The organism is Metabacillus schmidteae, from assembly GCF_903166545.1.
Classification (GTDB): Bacteria; Bacillota; Bacilli; order Bacillales; family Bacillaceae; genus Metabacillus; species Metabacillus schmidteae.
Genome location: NZ_CAESCH010000001.1, coordinates 2,782,687 through 2,799,486 on the forward strand (window position 1 = coordinate 2,782,687; position 16,800 = coordinate 2,799,486).

20 protein-coding genes are annotated in these 16,800 nt (G+C 31.3%); 4 read left to right on the forward strand and 16 right to left on the reverse strand.

Annotated features, from left to right (window positions below; all coding sequences use genetic code 11):
- Positions 1 to 95 precede the first annotated feature (95 nt).
- From HWV59_RS13380 to HWV59_RS13410, 7 genes are all read right to left on the reverse strand, one after another.
- Positions 96 to 317, reverse strand: coding sequence for a hypothetical protein (locus HWV59_RS13380; RefSeq protein ID WP_175639107.1), 222 nt, complete (start codon positions 315 to 317; stop codon positions 96 to 98).
- Between the two features lie 435 nt (positions 318 to 752).
- Positions 753 to 1,610, reverse strand: a complete 858-nt coding sequence (locus tag HWV59_RS13385; protein ID WP_175639108.1) for a hypothetical protein — start codon at positions 1,608 to 1,610, stop codon at positions 753 to 755.
- 213 nt (positions 1,611 to 1,823) lie between these two features.
- Positions 1,824 to 2,021 (reverse strand): hypothetical protein, encoded by a 198-nt coding sequence (locus HWV59_RS13390; RefSeq protein ID WP_175639109.1) that lies wholly within the window; start codon positions 2,019 to 2,021, stop codon positions 1,824 to 1,826.
- A gap of 35 nt (positions 2,022 to 2,056) precedes the next feature.
- Entirely contained in the window at positions 2,057 to 2,200 is a 144-nt protein-coding gene (locus tag HWV59_RS13395) for a hypothetical protein (protein WP_175639110.1), read from the reverse strand.
- Positions 2,201 to 2,331: 131 nt separating this feature from the next.
- Positions 2,332 to 3,300 (reverse strand): CBASS cGAMP-activated phospholipase, encoded by a 969-nt coding sequence (locus tag HWV59_RS13400; protein ID WP_175639111.1) that lies wholly within the window; start codon positions 3,298 to 3,300, stop codon positions 2,332 to 2,334.
- A 23-nt stretch (positions 3,301 to 3,323) separates the two neighbouring features.
- A complete protein-coding gene (locus HWV59_RS13405) occupies positions 3,324 to 3,737 on the reverse strand; it encodes a hypothetical protein (protein ID WP_175639112.1) in 414 nt (137 codons plus the stop codon).
- The gene (locus HWV59_RS13410) at positions 3,730 to 4,761 is read right to left on the reverse strand and encodes an SMODS domain-containing nucleotidyltransferase (RefSeq protein WP_235991727.1); all 1,032 of its coding nucleotides are present in this window, start codon (positions 4,759 to 4,761) and stop codon (positions 3,730 to 3,732) included. The genes HWV59_RS13405 and HWV59_RS13410 overlap by 8 nt, the downstream gene beginning before the upstream one ends.
- A gap of 394 nt (positions 4,762 to 5,155) precedes the next feature.
- Here HWV59_RS13410 and HWV59_RS13415 point away from each other — a divergent pair, with 394 nt between their 5' ends.
- On the forward strand, positions 5,156 to 5,764 hold the full coding sequence (locus HWV59_RS13415; RefSeq protein ID WP_175639114.1) for a hypothetical protein: 609 nt from the start codon (positions 5,156 to 5,158) through the stop codon (positions 5,762 to 5,764).
- Between the two features lie 174 nt (positions 5,765 to 5,938).
- Here HWV59_RS13415 and HWV59_RS13420 read toward each other — a convergent pair whose 3' ends face one another.
- Positions 5,939 to 6,919, reverse strand: coding sequence for a helix-turn-helix domain-containing protein (locus HWV59_RS13420; RefSeq protein WP_175639115.1), 981 nt, complete (start codon positions 6,917 to 6,919; stop codon positions 5,939 to 5,941).
- Between the two features lie 168 nt (positions 6,920 to 7,087).
- Here HWV59_RS13420 and HWV59_RS13425 point away from each other — a divergent pair, with 168 nt between their 5' ends.
- Positions 7,088 to 8,587 (forward strand): restriction endonuclease, encoded by a 1,500-nt coding sequence (locus HWV59_RS13425; RefSeq protein WP_175639116.1) that lies wholly within the window; start codon positions 7,088 to 7,090, stop codon positions 8,585 to 8,587.
- 83 nt (positions 8,588 to 8,670) lie between these two features.
- The gene (locus tag HWV59_RS13430) at positions 8,671 to 9,270 is read left to right on the forward strand and encodes a restriction endonuclease (RefSeq protein ID WP_175639117.1); all 600 of its coding nucleotides are present in this window, start codon (positions 8,671 to 8,673) and stop codon (positions 9,268 to 9,270) included.
- An 878-nt stretch (positions 9,271 to 10,148) separates the two neighbouring features.
- Here HWV59_RS13430 and HWV59_RS13435 read toward each other — a convergent pair.
- The 7 genes from HWV59_RS13435 to HWV59_RS13465 form a co-directional block, all read right to left on the reverse strand.
- The gene (locus HWV59_RS13435) at positions 10,149 to 10,643 is read right to left on the reverse strand and encodes a hypothetical protein (RefSeq protein WP_175639118.1); all 495 of its coding nucleotides are present in this window, start codon (positions 10,641 to 10,643) and stop codon (positions 10,149 to 10,151) included.
- Between the two features lie 166 nt (positions 10,644 to 10,809).
- The gene (locus HWV59_RS13440) at positions 10,810 to 11,298 is read right to left on the reverse strand and encodes a DUF3888 domain-containing protein (protein ID WP_175639119.1); all 489 of its coding nucleotides are present in this window, start codon (positions 11,296 to 11,298) and stop codon (positions 10,810 to 10,812) included.
- 144 nt (positions 11,299 to 11,442) lie between these two features.
- Positions 11,443 to 12,213, reverse strand: a complete 771-nt coding sequence (locus tag HWV59_RS13445; RefSeq protein WP_175639120.1) for a hypothetical protein — start codon at positions 12,211 to 12,213, stop codon at positions 11,443 to 11,445.
- Between the two features lie 354 nt (positions 12,214 to 12,567).
- Entirely contained in the window at positions 12,568 to 13,767 is a 1,200-nt protein-coding gene (locus HWV59_RS13450; protein WP_175639121.1) for a hypothetical protein, read from the reverse strand.
- Between the two features lie 14 nt (positions 13,768 to 13,781).
- The gene (locus tag HWV59_RS13455) at positions 13,782 to 14,618 is read right to left on the reverse strand and encodes a hypothetical protein (protein WP_175639122.1); all 837 of its coding nucleotides are present in this window, start codon (positions 14,616 to 14,618) and stop codon (positions 13,782 to 13,784) included.
- A complete protein-coding gene (locus tag HWV59_RS13460; RefSeq protein WP_175639123.1) occupies positions 14,615 to 15,304 on the reverse strand; it encodes an ABC transporter ATP-binding protein in 690 nt (229 codons plus the stop codon). Before HWV59_RS13460 ends, HWV59_RS13455 begins: the two co-directional genes overlap by 4 nt.
- A gap of 14 nt (positions 15,305 to 15,318) precedes the next feature.
- On the reverse strand, positions 15,319 to 15,684 hold the full coding sequence (locus HWV59_RS13465; protein ID WP_175639124.1) for a GntR family transcriptional regulator: 366 nt from the start codon (positions 15,682 to 15,684) through the stop codon (positions 15,319 to 15,321).
- Between the two features lie 285 nt (positions 15,685 to 15,969).
- Between HWV59_RS13465 and HWV59_RS27535 the strand changes: the two genes are divergently transcribed.
- Positions 15,970 to 16,215 (forward strand): DUF4083 family protein, encoded by a 246-nt coding sequence (locus HWV59_RS27535; protein ID WP_407941634.1) that lies wholly within the window; start codon positions 15,970 to 15,972, stop codon positions 16,213 to 16,215.
- Positions 16,216 to 16,333: 118 nt separating this feature from the next.
- Here the strand turns inward: HWV59_RS27535 and HWV59_RS13475 are convergent, their stop codons facing one another.
- Positions 16,334 to 16,669 carry a hypothetical protein gene (locus HWV59_RS13475; RefSeq protein ID WP_175639126.1) on the reverse strand — a complete coding sequence of 112 codons (336 nt, stop codon included), beginning with the start codon at positions 16,667 to 16,669 and terminating at the stop codon, positions 16,334 to 16,336.
- Positions 16,670 to 16,800 lie beyond the last annotated feature (131 nt).

Genomic DNA, 16,800 nt, shown 5'->3' on the forward strand with positions numbered 1-16,800 from the left:
GCTTGCCAAAAATCTTGTTTTCAACAGTTGAAGTGTTTTTATAGAAAACGAAAAAAGACCCCAATTGAGGTCATATTGTCTTTAATAACGTTTTTTTATCCTACTTTATCACCTTCATCTGTTTCTTCAAAATCATGCAAATGCGTACAGGAACTACAATAAAATTTACCCTTAGTTTCGTTATAGTGACCGCTATTATCTGTGTCAAATAATGAGTCACATTCATCGCATTTTTCATACACATCAGGTATAACTCCAAGTGCTTCTTGTAAGTAGTAAATAACAGAAAACGCTTGTTTTGAAGTTAATTTAGGCATTTTCTCCTCAGGAATTTCAATATTTTCGCTTTTGTTATTTCCTTGCAAGAATTCAAATAGGTTCTTGGATCTTCTCTAATGGGACTTCCTTATTTCGCATATATTATTTGCTCCTTTATTTAGATTTATCTCTTTTTTATCTAAATAAATTATATATGGAATTTTAATGTTGTTTAAAAAAACAATAAAAATTTCAAAAGCAGAGCTTTTTATTTATTAATTCGTCATCTTTACTCAGAAAATCATTGAGGTTCAAAAGTCTTTTCTATAAATACCTCTTTTAGATCTTACCCTATATATCAAAGCTATAAGATATTTAACGGATTCATAAAGAAGTCTCTAACTTCTTTTCAATAGGATCAACCAGTAGAACCTATCTAAGGATACTCTTAACTAAATAATACTCATTATTTATTTGATGACTTTTTTATTTCTTTATTGTTCTTTATCATCTTTTTTAATTTGTTGAACAATTTCCATTGCTTCCTCGTTACTACCTACATGGATATGATAATTATTAATTACGGTTATTTCTTCCCTAGGTTTATCAGTTAATGATTTAGTTGCAGTGATAGCACCTAAAACATCAAAGAATTGTTTTATAATTTGGTTTATTTCTTCAGTTGTTAGACCTAAACTCACGAGTATAATAACTATACCTGTTAACATCTTATAGCATAATTCATTAAACTTTACTATTGAATAAACATTTATTGCATTATCATTTTCTGTAATTTCGTCTGGTATACTTTCAACTTCTCTTACAATCTGCACTATTTCTTCGTAAAATTCCTTAGTTTGAGCTGGTTTTAATTCCTTTACTATTCCTTGCATTACTAATAAAGATTTACGTACATCCCTTAAAGGATCTCTCATTTGATCCACCAACGATAGTGTTTCTCGCACACTCTTTAAAGGATTTCTCATTTGATCCATTACCGATAGCGATTTACGTACATCTTTTAAAGGATCCCTCATTTGATCCACCAACGATAGTGTTTCTCGCACACTCTTTAAAGGATCTCTCATTTGATCCATTACCGATAGCGATTTACGTACATCTTTTAAAGGATCCCTCATTTGATCCACTAACGGTAGAGTTTCTCGCACACTCTTTAAAGGATCTTTCATTTGCTCCATTGCCGATAGCGATTTACGTACATCTTTTAAAGGATCCCTTATTTGTTCCGCCAACGATAGTGTTTCTCGCACACTCTTTAAAGGATCTTTCATTTGCTCCATTAGTGATAAAGATTTATGTACATCTTTTAAAGGATCTCTCCAGTCATTCATTATTCAATACCTCATTTATAGAAAATTTGGATAAATTCTCGCATAATATGTAGGATTTGTCTAAAAATACCCTAATCATAATAATCAAGGCTTCTTATCAATGACCTTCTCCACCTTGGCTCTTATCAATGATAAAGAGTGCTCATTCTTATTTAAAAAAGTCACTCGATTACTGATGATCATTCATTAACACTTAACTAAGCGAAAAGTAAATTAATTTAAGTTGTATTCTTGCTTATAATCCTTTATCGATTCCTCCATAAAGCTAATGTTAAACAAGTGTTTCTTTAACTTAGTTGTTTTCTTTGTATATCTAGCTAACATCCTATGCCAATCTAAGCTATTTCCCATAGTATGCAGCACTCTTCTGTGAAGTTCAAGTGTTTCTTTTTCCAACTCATTGTCAACCATTTCATTACCTCCTTCTAAGCGAATTGCGATACTGATTACTTATGGCCGCACCACTGACAAACCCAATTTCCATTTACTTTTTTATGCTTCTCGAAACCTTCGCAATTCGGACAACTCATTGATACAACTTCTCCTTCTGGTTGCTCCTCCAATTCTTCAAAAGTCAAACTTTTACCCATTTATTCCACTACTCCTTATGTCGGTATTTCCACCTCTTATTAATTACTAAATAAATTATAATCAATTGAATGTATATTAGTTAAAAACGATAAAGTTTGTGAATACAGCCTTTCAATTAGTATATCAAAATTTAATGTTTAACTTTACTTAAAGAGCTAAAGAACTTATCTCTTACATTTTGTTTAATAAACGTCTTTTCGTAAAGCTGATTTGCCTCATTAATCATATATTCTACATCTTCTTTTTCAGTAGTATCTAATTCAAGCCTTCTACCAAAAGTAGGTGAAACTCTACACAAATTGTCTCCTAACAGGTAACTAGCAGTATAAGTAGCCGATTTTGATTGGACCTGGAAAGTAAGATCAACAATGCCTGTTTTCCAACTCAACAGTCCACTATTTTTAGCTACTTCGTTATTGACTTGGTAGATAGCATCCCCTGTTCCTAACGAGAAAATCTTTACCTGATCAAGGTCGAATCCAAGTTTTTTTGCCTCTGCTATTGCCACCAATAAAGGATTGTTTGCCCATAAGCCACCATCTATCTTACACTCAGATTCACCAATTTCAGCTGCAGGAAAATATAACGGTGCTGCAGAAGTAGCAAGTGCTACCTCCCACATATATCTACACCCATCTAAAATATAGTCACTATGATGAGGAGTTTTAAATACTTTTGGCTCTGCTTTGTGATGTTCAATGGAAGGAATGCAGATCATCGTGTGCGCATCTTCTATTTTTCTATCACCAAATGTTTGCTTTAAAAGCGAAAGTAAATTTTTATTTGAATACTTAGAAGACTTAAGATTATTAGTAAATAGATTTTTAGGAAAGATTTCTTGCCCTTTTTTAATATAAAGATCAGATATGTCTTTTGCGCTAATTCCAGCAGTTAATCCTAAGGCTATTATTCCACCTGTCGAGGTTCCACAAATCATATCAAAGAATTTATATATAGGAGCACCTAACTGTTCTTCAATACGTTTTAAATAGATAGCTGGGACTATACCTTTCATTCCACCGCCATCTATACATAATATTTTTAACTCATTTGGGTGTTTAGTAGGTATCTTTCCTTCTTTATACTGATTCCAATTCAATATATATCTACTCCTAACCTTTTTTAAGGACTGTGTGGGGCTTCTCTGCCCCACCAGATCCCTTCTTTTAACCATACCTCGTAAAAATACAACCATTCACTCGTCCATGGAATGATTGTATCGGCAATTAACCTTTCACCATCAAAACTTTTATCGTTTGGATGATATAAACATAGTGATTGATCACTATAACGATGTGGTGCAAATTTTAACACCTCTGGTTCAACTACAAAAACCTTTGGCTGATATGGATGGTACTCGATTCTTACTTTATAACGAACAGAGTTATCCGTTGGTTTAAGATAGCCTGTCCAAACCCACTTCTTACCTTCTCTTTTTAAGCTAAAATCTGAATACTTTCGTTGGATATGCATATCTTGCATGCCAAGATTTAAACTTTTAGGATTATTAGGGGGTTTTGGAGGGAATTTACTCATTCTTACCTTCTCCATAAAAACGATGTTCTTTAATCGGAGTTCCTTGGAATGAATTCAACTCGCCTGTTGAACTAACTAATACAGATCCAGATTGAATACTTCGAGCCATATTTGATGCTTCTCCAAGTTCAGACGGAAAATATGAACTACCGAAAATATCTTGCCATAGTTTAATTGATTCTTCTTTATTTTTTTCATCTAATGCAGCTTGGCAGTCTTCTTTTAATGTGGTTAATTTATTTAAAAATCTCTGTGCTTTTAACTTGGTCCAATTTCGAGCTAAGTTTTCATCAGCTAAAGAAGGGTTTTCTACAAAAGGCACATCATCATTTTCTTCTAACCCATTAACAAGATCTCTTAAGTGATCTTTCATATTGTCTAATGTTTCAACAAGAGTTTCAGCAATTGATGTTTTTTTAATATGAGCGTTACCCACAAGTGTTGTTAGCAGTATTGATTTAGGTGCTGTATCTTTTCCTACTTTTTCATCTCGCCAATGCTTTATTACCTTTACTGTCTTAGAAAAATAATCATCCGAATCATTATTAATACCATCGCACCAGTCTTTAAAGCCTGTGGGATTTGTTTTCGTCCATTCACTCTCTTTTTTCGATGGGATCTTAATATAATCGCCATAAACAAAAGCAGGTACCACATCTACATGGAAATCCTTTGCATAATCAATTCTTACGCATCGATCCTTCGCTTTTACACGGTTTTCAAATCCTTTGTGACTTTTTATTCTATCTTTGATCCAATTAAGGGTTTCCTTAGGTTCATCAGCTTCACTTATATCTAACACTAATACCACATCTACATCGAATTCCTCTTCACCTTTAGGCCGTACACCTGTATCAGTGCTATAAGATCCTTGTGTATAGTAATCTATAAACTTATCTTTTAGCTCTTCATCTTCTTTAAATTTGGTTTCCCAATTAGTAATTGCACTCTCAATTCGAGCAATTCTAGTAGGGTTTAATGAGATGTTTGCAACAAATTTTTTAAAATAGTCATTTAATTTCAAATGCATTCTCCTTTTCCAAAATTTATATATTTATCCCATATGTAGTATAATACGATATTGCTAGGAAATCAATATGTTGTGACGAATATTTGTTCTTAGTAGTATATATAGTGTTTATTTATATTGATAGATTTGCTTTTCAGTAAAATTGGAGCATATTTGTGAACATAAAAAAAGAGCAATACTACATGTGTTAATTGATGAATATATTCTTCCCTTGTCGTTATTCTCAACTTACATTGATTTATTATTGTGGCCTTAAACCTTTAAATGATTAATCACTGTTAAAAATACAGGTGAAAACAGATAAATAAATGATCTCTAACCTATTTTCTATCCAAAATATGTTAAAATTGTTTTAGCCTATCAAATCAAATCATGAGGTGATCAGAAAATGAAAAGAATGCCATTTGAACCACCAACAGACCATTATGATAAACGAGTATTTTCAATTGATGAACGTTTATGTGTTTTATTGAAAGAACGAAAAGAAATCTCGAATAATAATCCTGGTTTTCCTCCACTTGAAGATATACAACAGTGGTCGGAAAAATATGACCTATATGAAGATTTGTTAAGAGCTATCTTCGGTACCATAGAAAATGATGACCACTTTCGGCCACAAATTGAACCTACAGATTTCGTGAGATACATACCTGTTTCAAAGTCAGTAATAATTGATGATACTATCTATTCTGCTGTATTTATTAGACAATATAAAAATGCTAGTGTAATTAATTTTAATATTGATTGGGAGCCTAATGAGGATTCACTTGATGAAAGATTTCATAGACAATGCTTCTGGGACTTATACATTGGCGAGGAATACGATAGCAGAATAACTGGTGGTAGTGGTACTGATGGACATTTAAGTTATAATTTCATTGTATCTCCCCCTATCTCAGACGATGTATCAAATCTAAAATTGATATTTAAAGAATATAAAATGCCTATCAAAAAAAATTCTGCAGCTTTAGAAGTAGTTATGGAGATTAATTTATAATTATTGTTCTGTATAACTGTCTTGTAAACAGAAGAGGCTTAACAACTAAGTTTTAGCAAGATTTCTCACAAAGCTTATATATTACAAGGACAAGTATATATATAAAAAGACATTTCGTTGGAAATGTCTTTTTTTTAGTACATTCACTCTGATCGATCATCTTAGTAGCTACATTTAACCACCATTATTTGTATCTTCTTCAGTGAAACGATATTGGTAGCCATCTTTTTTTGTCTTTTCACCATACACCCACTTCAACTTACGGTTTAGATCATTAAGTGATCTCTTTATTTTCTGCTTATCAAACTCGTTCACGTATTTAGATACTTCTGGATTTATACTATTTGAGAGAATCTCCAATTCTTTGTTCACGTCTTTTATCCAATTGTTTATTAAATCGTTGAACAGGTGTGGGTTTTCATTAATTGCAATTTTATAATTTATTTTCTGTGCATGTTCTTCTGTGAATTTTGCGCTTTTTATTGCTTCATTTATTGATTCCTCTTGCCCATTCGTATCTAACTCTTTAAATAAAGGATCTTTACTAATCTTTTTAATAGCATCAGAATGGACCGTCGTAATCAACCCTTCTCTCAAATTTTCAAGAAGGATTTCATACAATTCAGGAACCACATCTAAATTATAGATAACTCTTAAAGCCTCTTGACTGGCTCTATACCTAGCAAATTCTAATCGTAATTCTTTTGGAACTTCTGTGCCTTTCTTATACCTTCTAATAGTTGCCACGTCAACATTTAACCTTCTTGCTAATTCTTTATCTGAAAGTCCGCTAGCAAGTGTTTCTTCAATTATGAACTGCTTCTCGCTGCCGATCATTCTTTTACTGTGTAATGACTCCCCTAACCTTTCTATGTTTCTATTAATATTTGAAGATATATTTCCAACTAAAAAGCAATCTACTGTGTTAAACCTATTTGGGTTTTGTTTTCGTATTTGATTTATTGCATCGATCCTTCTATATCCTTTAATAAGAAAATACTCTTCATTTTCATTGGGCCCTTCGACCTTAAGAGGGTCCTTTAATCCATTTACACCTATATCCTGAAACAAGGAGCTATTATCCAAGTTAATTCTATACGAAGATTTATCATATATTATTTTTTTAATCGGTATGCTAATAATTTTGTTAATCAATTATCATCACCTCAATTAAAAGGTTATGTTCAGATAAATTCGTCCTATTACTTTAGGCTGTAAAAATTTAAGTTTTTAATGATCAACCAAGCTTTTTTACCTACTTTTTATACCTTGGTAAATTATTGGATAAACTGTAATTGTAGACTTATTGTGGAGGTTTCTAAATTGTATCAATCACGTATTTCGAATAGATATTTAGGTGAATCAAAATTGATTACAGCTAAGACACAACTTGATTTTGATCAAAAGGTTAGAAAGCAAAAAGAAGCATGGAAAAAGAAAGAAATAATTGAAAAAGCAAAGATAAAAGCAATTGAAGACACGGACAAAGCCCTTGATTTAATATATCAATACCAATCATTACTTTTATCGTCCACTTTAAAACAACATAAATTTAATTGGGATGAACTTTATAGAAATGAGTCATTTAACGGAGTCGAGCCTAATCTAGAAGAGTTTATTCAACATGTAGGTGTTCCAAAAGAAAACAAGTTTATTGAATTTTTTCTCGAATCGGAAAGAACAAAACGATTGGAAAAAGAAAAAGAAGCTCAGGCACTTTATTTAAATGCAAAATCTGAATATGAGCATACAAGAAATGAATTTTACAATGAACAAAAACATCATAACCAATCAATTGATAATTTTAAAAAGGCGTATGAAGAGTTTGTTACTCCTTTTGTTGAGAGATATTTTACTGCAGTTTTAAATAGCTCTATATATCCTAAAGGATTAAAGAAGAATTTCGATGTCCAATATCTTAACGAAACCAAAACATTAATCATAGACTTTGATCTGCCGCATCATGACGATCTACCTCAAATCACTGAGCATAGGTTTGTACAAGCAAGACAAGTAGTATCAGTTAAAACCATGAAGAAAAAGGACTTTGACCCATATTACGACGATGTTTTATATCAAATAACACTTCGAACAATTCATGAATGCCTGGATTCTGATTATGCTGATTCTGTGGAATTGATTGTATTTAATGGATGGTCTCGAGGAGTAGACACATCAAACGGACAGGATTTTCACTCTTGTATTTTAAGCTTACAAACTTCTAAATCAGAATTTCAAAACTTAAACCTTACAAAGGTCGTACCAAAAGATTGTTTTCGCAGCTTAAAAGGTATAAACGCTGGAGCTCTTCATCAACTAGCACCTATTAGGCCAATCATGCATTTAGATAAGGATGACAAACGTTTTATCGAATCGAAAGAAATTCTCGCTGAGGTCAATTCAATCCCTAACTTAGCAGAAATGCCATGGGACGATTTTGAACATTTAGTCACTGAATTGTTCAGCCTATATTTTTCAAAAGATGGTATAGAAGTTAAGGTGACAAGAAGTAGCCGTGATGGTGGTGTGGATGCAGTTGCTATTGATCCTGATCCTATACGCGGGGGGAAATTTATCATACAAGCTAAACGTTACAATAACGTTGTTCCAATTACAGCTGTACGTGAATTAAACGGTATAATGTCCGATGAAGTAGCATCAAAAGGAATTCTTGTTACCACTAGTTATTTTGGTAATGATACTAGAGAATTTGTTAAAGATAAGCCAATTACGTTGATAGATGGACCGAATTTAATGAGTTTATTTCAAGACTTTGGTTATAAAGTCCGTATTGATCTAGTTAAGAAAGAAAAAGCCAATTAAAGTAAGTCCTAATGTAATTTATTGATGTTTTAACTTAAACATATTTACTATTTCTATAAGTATTAATTATTAGGAGTGATTACATGCTTTTTATAGAAGGTTTAGCTGCAATTATATTACTCGCAGCTTTTGTACACTTTACATTATCAAAAAAGAAAAATGAATATGAGTCCTCCCTACTCGCTGAACATATTGATAAAAGTGATGAAATGAAACGAACGCTAGCCATGGGTTTATATTTAAGGTTCAAGAAGGAAAATCATGATAACCCTCCGACCTATTCGTCAAATTATATTAAGCAAGATCCCGCACAGTTTGAGCATTTCGTAGCAGAAGTGATAGAGCTTGCTAAGGGTGGTAGTACATGGGTTTCACGTTCAACTGGTGATTTTGGGATTGATTTTGAACACAGAACAAATGAAGGATTGTTCTTAGGACAAGTTAAATGTTATCAAGGTGACCTTGGATTTGATCCAATTGCGTTGGTACACTCCAATATGGTTAAAGATGGTGCCAAAGGTGGTTATGTGATTACAACTGGCTCATTTACGAAAGCTGCAAGGCAATATGCTGAGGGTTTAGACATAGAATTGATTGATGGTGTAAAGTTAGTGGAGTTATGGCTGGCAGGTTTACAAAAGTCCGAAGTAGAAATAAAGGGTCTAATTCCCAGGCATATATAGGCTTGTAGAATTGAAGATTAGCTGCAATATATTGTAGTTATGGTAATAACCCCCATTCTTTCTCTCAGTAACTAAATAATAACGGTGAACGCAAATTTAGAAGCAAAAATAGTAGGAAAATTGTATCTGTCTATTTAAAACTATTTCAAATAATTTAGTGAAAATTACTCTTATTAGTATCTTTCTGTATTTTGTGTCATATATTTTAAAAGTATAAAGCCCGCAACATCTCCATTAAGGTGGAGAAGCATTATGGAACATAAATATATCTTAGTGATTTTGGGGTTAATTATCAATTTTTTAATGACAGATGAGTGGAAAATGCTCAGGAGTTTAATAAAAAAGTGTTTAAAAAACGTAAGTAATATTAAATAAAATAAATTGAGATGTTTGCGGGTTCCTTTCTACAAAAAAGAAATGGAACTCGCAAACAAATAAATTTAATATTTATTATTCATACTTAAACAAAAATGCTGATCTTTTCATAAAATTGAAAGGAACAGCATTTTTGTTTTATATTTATTAATGATTTACCTTACTCCGAAAATTCCAATACACAGTTATTCCCCATAATCACATGTATCAACTTTATCATTAAAAATTGTTGTAGATCCTAATGCTTTATGTGATTACTTAACCATAAAGATAAAATTATCTAATTCTGCTTAGTGGTGCGAGCAAATAATATACATACCAGCAATACCAGTAGTATATTATTTTCTTTGTTTTTAAATGAAAATTGGTACATCCCATTTTAATGAATGTATATTTGTGTGGCAAGGATCTGCAAGTAATTCATCCATGATAATACTGTCTTACTTTATGTGCAAAATAAATCACATTACTTATAATTAACTTATCGCTATTTAAACTATTTTTTATTTCCGTTTAAAGGTAAAAGTCTCTTTAAACTCCCTACCTTCATCTACTGTTCCATCTTTTAATGTAACAGGATCACCATGCCAGCTTATTACTACTTCGAATTCGTTTGCTTTTACGTATATAGGCATATTTGCAAATTTAACATCTCTGCCTTGTTTAAAAATACCTTTTACCTCATCTTGAAGACTTAATCCAAATTTAGTTGGAGAATTAGGGTCATCTCTATATGTTTCAAATTCTGCATTATGTACGTCATTTCCAATATTCGTAATCTTCAAACTGTACATTTCAAAGTTTTCTCCCTTTTTAGGTCTAGCCTCTTTGATCTCTTTAGAGTTATAGTTTACTTCACCCAGTTCAACTTTCCATTGATCTGATTTTTGAGATACAGGAACATCAAATATTTCGTTTGACTCTGCATTTACACTTGTCAGGCTACCAAAAGTTATTAGTAATAAGACAAATAAAGTTGCTTTTACAATTTTGAGCATGATAATACCTCCAAATAAGTAATTTTATGGATATTATCACCGAAATAAATGATAATATTCCAAGTAAAATTCTGCTTTTAACGCACATCATTTGAAATATTTTAACTAACCTTATTAGGACACAAAAGGTGTTCGGGCTGACATTATTTCAACTGACTTATTGGTCCTACTTACTTTTTGGTTCATTGTGTTTGTAATCGACGAGTTTAATTGCTGGTTGTTCTTTTATTTCCTTGTGGTTGATTAGAAATGGATTAACACGAAATGTTAAAGTGTCAGTCCCAAATTGTTTATAGTTTTTTATATCTCCGTTATGAACAATAACCGTAAATTTAACAACATAGTTGTAGAATTCATTGTCTTTTTCTTGGTTTATCTGATGAATAATTTCAACTACATTGTACTTATTTTCCCAGTCATACTTTATACCAGTTGCCGATTGATCTCTGTAGTATTTTTGAGTTTCTTTGACTATATAAGGCATAAAAAGCTCGATCATAAAGTTTTTAAGATATTGTTCTTCTGTTACTTCTTGAGTTGCATTATACAGGTCCTCACTATACCCCTTACGATGATATTCTTCTGCATAAGTAAGCTGTGTAGAGAATAAAAGTATAAGTAACATTAGAACCATCGAATTTTTAAATGGTTTCATATCTTGGCCCCTAACATTATATTTTGAATAATAAAATACTAGATTGAATCAGTTAGTTTGATCGAATTTATGTGTGTAATCAAAGATCATGAAAAGGAATGTGTATTCATTGATAGTGTGATTAATTTCCGACTTAAAACATTATTAATAATGCATAGATTCAACAATTCTAATTAAATCCTCGGCTTTGAATTTCTTCTTTAGTTCCTTCTTATTACCGATTACTACTGTGTATTGCAATCCATCTTTCTGAAACCTCATCTCATATCCTAAATCAAATTCTCCTCTGTATAGGGCTCTTGTTCCATCATCCAAAGTATAGTACTTATCGGTTTTACCTTTATATTTATCTAAATCGACACTGATTGGGAAAATAGTTATTTTAAGAAATCCATTTATACTCTCATTTGTGTAATATACTGATAATTCTTTGTTATTTATGTATCCATTGCAGCCAGTGATTTCAAAGGGAAATTTACTCGGTACTAATATATTTTTTTTGAACTTCATTTCATATTCTTTAACTACTTTTGCTTCTTCCATAAATGGGTTTGTACCATCATGAATAACCCTTATCTGTGTTATTCTTTCGTTTTTTACAGCTACCTCCCAAATGAAAGCAATACGCTCTCCACCTAACTCACCATCAAAAAAAGCTACCATTACTTTAATTCCCTTAGTTGGTGAAGGTAATCCTGTAATTCTTCTAATAGGTGTGCTTTCTTTTAATTCTGGAATTTTTACACCTTCCATTAAATATGATTGAGCCTTATTCTCATCTTTTTTCATCCATGCTTCTAGAAACAACCTTATAGTATCGTCCGTATCCTTTTGGTCACCCGCCATAGCAACTTGTATATTAGACAAAAACAATCCAATAGAAACTAGTAGAGCAATCAACAATCTATTGTTCACTTAATATCACCCCATACATATTCTTCCTTCATTATTAAATTATATGTATAAGCCTCTAACCTTTAAAAATTTGTACAGAATAAGAAAAGACGATGCTTTTTAAAAGCATCGTTGGGATCATTATTTATAAATCGAACTGTTATTATGTGTATAATTACTGTATTTGTATGAATTTGACTTCAAATAATAAGCAAGAAATCAAGAAGGAATATTGCTAAAAACACTTCATATAGAAGTGTTTTTATCTGACCACTAGCAATTGCTATATATTACTCAATATCCTTGTTTTTATATTAATTGTTCAGTAATAGATTGTTAGTCCCCCCTTTGATAATTGAAAGAAATAAATTTTTGTTAATCGATATATAGACTATTTAAATGTAAAGTGTAATTTTCTTGATATTTAGACAAATTGGTATTTTCAATAGTGCCTTCATACAATGGTTTCAATGTGGTTAAGTCGGTAACGACAACAGATCCATCTTTTTCTCCAACATTTAAGGGGTTTACAACATATAATTTATTGTTCTCTATTTTTATAATTGGATTGCTATCTTCCTCAAGTCCATTAATCTTGAATGTTTTCGTTGGCATAAGTTGCCCTTCATCTATTGAATATACAAATGTTTCAAGACTATCCTTAGCAATTTTGAACATATAAATCTTTGAACCATCAATAATAATGGTATTGTATTTTAATTGTTCCTTACTAATGGGTATTTTAATTAACTTACTTGATTCAAAGTTATAAGCAATTAACTCACTATTCGATTCTTTTGTAGATTCACTACTATCTGTTACTTCTTCATTAGATTTCTGGATCAATAGATATTCTTGATAATCAATATCATTGAAATCTGATAGTATATCTTGACCATTGGTTTCAGAAACAAGTGTTTCATCATTAATTAACATTTGACTATTAGTATCAAAAGTGTATACATGGATTTCTTCACTATATTGATCACCGTCAACAACTCTTTTACTTTGGCGAACAACAACCTTTAAATCGCCATTGATCATTTGAACATCTTCAACAAAAGCATAATCATAAACATTTTGGTTTGGCATAGTTTCATTTATATCAACAACAGTATTTGTTTGTTTGTCTAAGACTTCACCTCTAAATGTAGTTTCGCTTGGACCTAAATTCTCTCCACTAAAAACCATATCAGTAATCATATAGGCTATGTAAGTTTCATCTTCAAAGTATTGAACAGGTCTTATATCTTTCCCACGCATAAAATTTCGATAGTCATTTTGGAGTCGTTTTAATTCTGGTGTAAAGTACATACCATTTAAATCTTCAAGAAAAGAAATTTCCTTTTGATAAACAGTCTTCTCTTCATCTATATACAAATTTTCACGGAATCCATTTGTAGAGTAAATCTCCCCTAAAACTTTAATATTGTTGCCTTCTTCACTATTTCCGCTTATTTTATTTATGGTAAACTGTGGATTGTTACTTGCTGCAGTAGCAGATTGATAATAATGAATACCAATACCTAAAACTATAACAAGAACAACTGAAATCAACTTCCAATATCGTTTCATTTTTCTTCCTCCTCTTAAACTGTAATTTTATTTTTTAGTAAGTAGAGGCTTACCAAAATAGAAGCAGCAGTAACTATTAAACCCGTAATTACAATAAGCCCTAACTGCTCAATTGGATAAAAGAAATCATCTAAAAATGTACTTTGAACTATTAACGGCGAAGTGAAAACGAGCGCTGATACTATGCAATAGATTATACCTAAGGCAATGCCTTTCCAACGAAAACATCTTTCAAATAAAATTGCTGTAAATAAGACTAATACAGCCATTAAACCTACACCATAATAAATTAAAAATTGCATAAATTTCATCGGGAATAAGGTATTCAAAAATCCATATCTATAAGAAAACGTCTCGTAAACTGGTAAATTTAATATATATTCAGAAGGTATCATTATTTCAAGTAGAATATTTTCAATAGGTAGTAATATTAGTTGTAAACCAACTAACCCAAAAACCAAAAGCATTATTGTTGTGACCTTAGCCATATAAAGATTTACACGTGAAGTTGGCAGCATTAACAGGCGGTAAATGAATGAGTTTTTACCCAACCAATCTCGGTACCAAATAAAAAACAAATAGATTAATAACGTCACAATACATACGGCAATCGGCCCAACAAACCAAACACTAGCAGTAACTTGTTGAAGAGACATGTAATCATATTGTTCAATAAATTGTTCTTTTGACATGCCTTCTCTATAAACCATATGGTTGAGATTACTTAGATAATTATTTGCTGAAGTAAAAACACTTATTATTTGAGAGACAATTGTTATTCCTATCAAGATAAAGAAAATGTTTGAAAAACGATTAAATTCAAAGTGAACTAGCTTAAAATACTTGTTCATTTTTGATATACCTCCCGCATAACATCTACAACAGATTTGCCTTCTTTTTCACGAATTTCTTCAGTACAAAATTCCTTTAACACAGTTCCGTCGTTTAATAGAATTGCTTTATCAATTAAATGCTCTATTTCATTAATTTCATGAGTTGTAATAATTACTCCCCGATCTTCAATAAGATCACTAGTAAATACTTCTGAAATTTGTTCTCGACTAAACAAGTCAATACCTGAAAAGGGTTCATCCATGATAATGAATTCTACATCAAGGGATAATCCTAGAAGAATATTCAATTTTGCAATATTTCCTTTAGATAGTCTAGATATTCGTTCATTTTCACTTAATGTAAAAAAATCTAGAAGTTCATATGCTTTCTTTTGATTCCATGAAGAATAAAAATCATCCATAAACTGAAAACCTTGTGAGATTTTTATTTGTGGTGACATGCTAATTGTATCTGGTATATAACTAATTTTTTCATAACTTTCTTTATGTAATACTTCTCCGTTTATTAGAATTTGACCACCTTGTATAGGTGTAAGCCCCATTATGGCATTTAAAATAGTCGTTTTACCAGCACCGTTTAATCCAATCAGACATGTTATTTCTCCCTTTTCAGCACTAAAGGATATGTCCTTTAATACATTTTTTCTACCAAATTTTTTTCTGACATTTTTTACTTCAATCATTTCTATCCCCCCAATTACTCATTTCTCATCTGATATTTGTTTTTAATTAATTCTAATACTTCATCTAATGGGACTTGAATTGAGCGCACCGAGTTTATAAAAGAATCTACAGCTTGTAAAATCAGTTCTTCTCTTACTTCTTTTAAGATTTGTTCGTCCTTTGTTATGCGACTTGGGGAATTACGTTCTGTATAGATCAAACCCTGATCCTCCATTTCTTTATAAGCTCTTTGAACAGTATTTGGATTAATTTTTAACTTATTTGCCAATTCTCTTCGTGATGATATTTCTTGTCCTGGCTCAAGGCTACCTGATGCCATCTGCTCTTTAAAATGGCGGATAACTTGAATATATACAGGTTCCCTATTATTAAAATTCATGACCCCAACTCCTAAATATCTTTATCAGATGTATTAATGTATTATATTATTAATACACTATGAACAAAAAAATATGTAATTTATGTATTAGAGCACTGAAATACTTGGTGTATTATTGTCTTAATACGCTAATATATGTATATTTTAATGTTTGAATTAGTTCATTGTCAACCAGTTTTTGTAAATGTATTTAATAAGTATATACATAGATATAGTGAAGAAAAAAACCTAAGAAGACAAAAGTTTCAAGATAAACTCCCTATTGTTGATGATCACTTCTTCACTATGTATTTAAACTATGCAACAATTAAATGTGATACAATAAATACAAATATTGTAAAGGTAGGTAATTGTGTGGATATATGGGATGTAGTACTTCTAGTAGGGAATTTTATTATAAGTTTTGTGGTATTCATTGTTTCCTTTTATATTTACAGTTCCTACATAGGGAAAAAATATAAAAAATCGAATAACATTGAAGAAAAGCTTGATAGAATAATTGATTTACTCGAAAAGGATAAAAAGGCATAGTCATTTGTTCTTTTTATCCTTCCTGTAATGTCTATCACTGTTATTTGGGAGACACTCCTATTCTTTATAGGTGCTTTATTGCTGAAGATCATTTCAAGTTATGACCTCCTTTAAAAGATTAAATCATTATCTCTTTCCAATGCCATATGTCACCATACTGCCAAACTAGATAAGGCTTCTTATCCTCAGGTTCCCATTCATAGCGTGGAAAAATATGAGCCTGCAAAAAAACATCTGAATATTCGTACACCGAATAATTTAGGCGTCTTGGATTACATACAGATTGAATTGCATCACCTATTAGACTCATATCTATTAAATAATTACTTCGTTGTTCGATAATTAAATCAATAAGTGTGTCTTCCTTCGGATATGCAAGTAAAACACAGTATCCAGGTAAAAACTGAGTATCCCCTATAACTGCATACCCACTTTTCATTTTTGCAATAACCATAGGGTTTTCTCAACGTTCTTTAACTCATAAACGATCTTTTTTCCAATCCCCACTTTTTATTTTTTATGGATATTTTGATTTTTGAACAGGTATTAACCTTCTTATTAATTATCGTGTACGGCATCTCAATA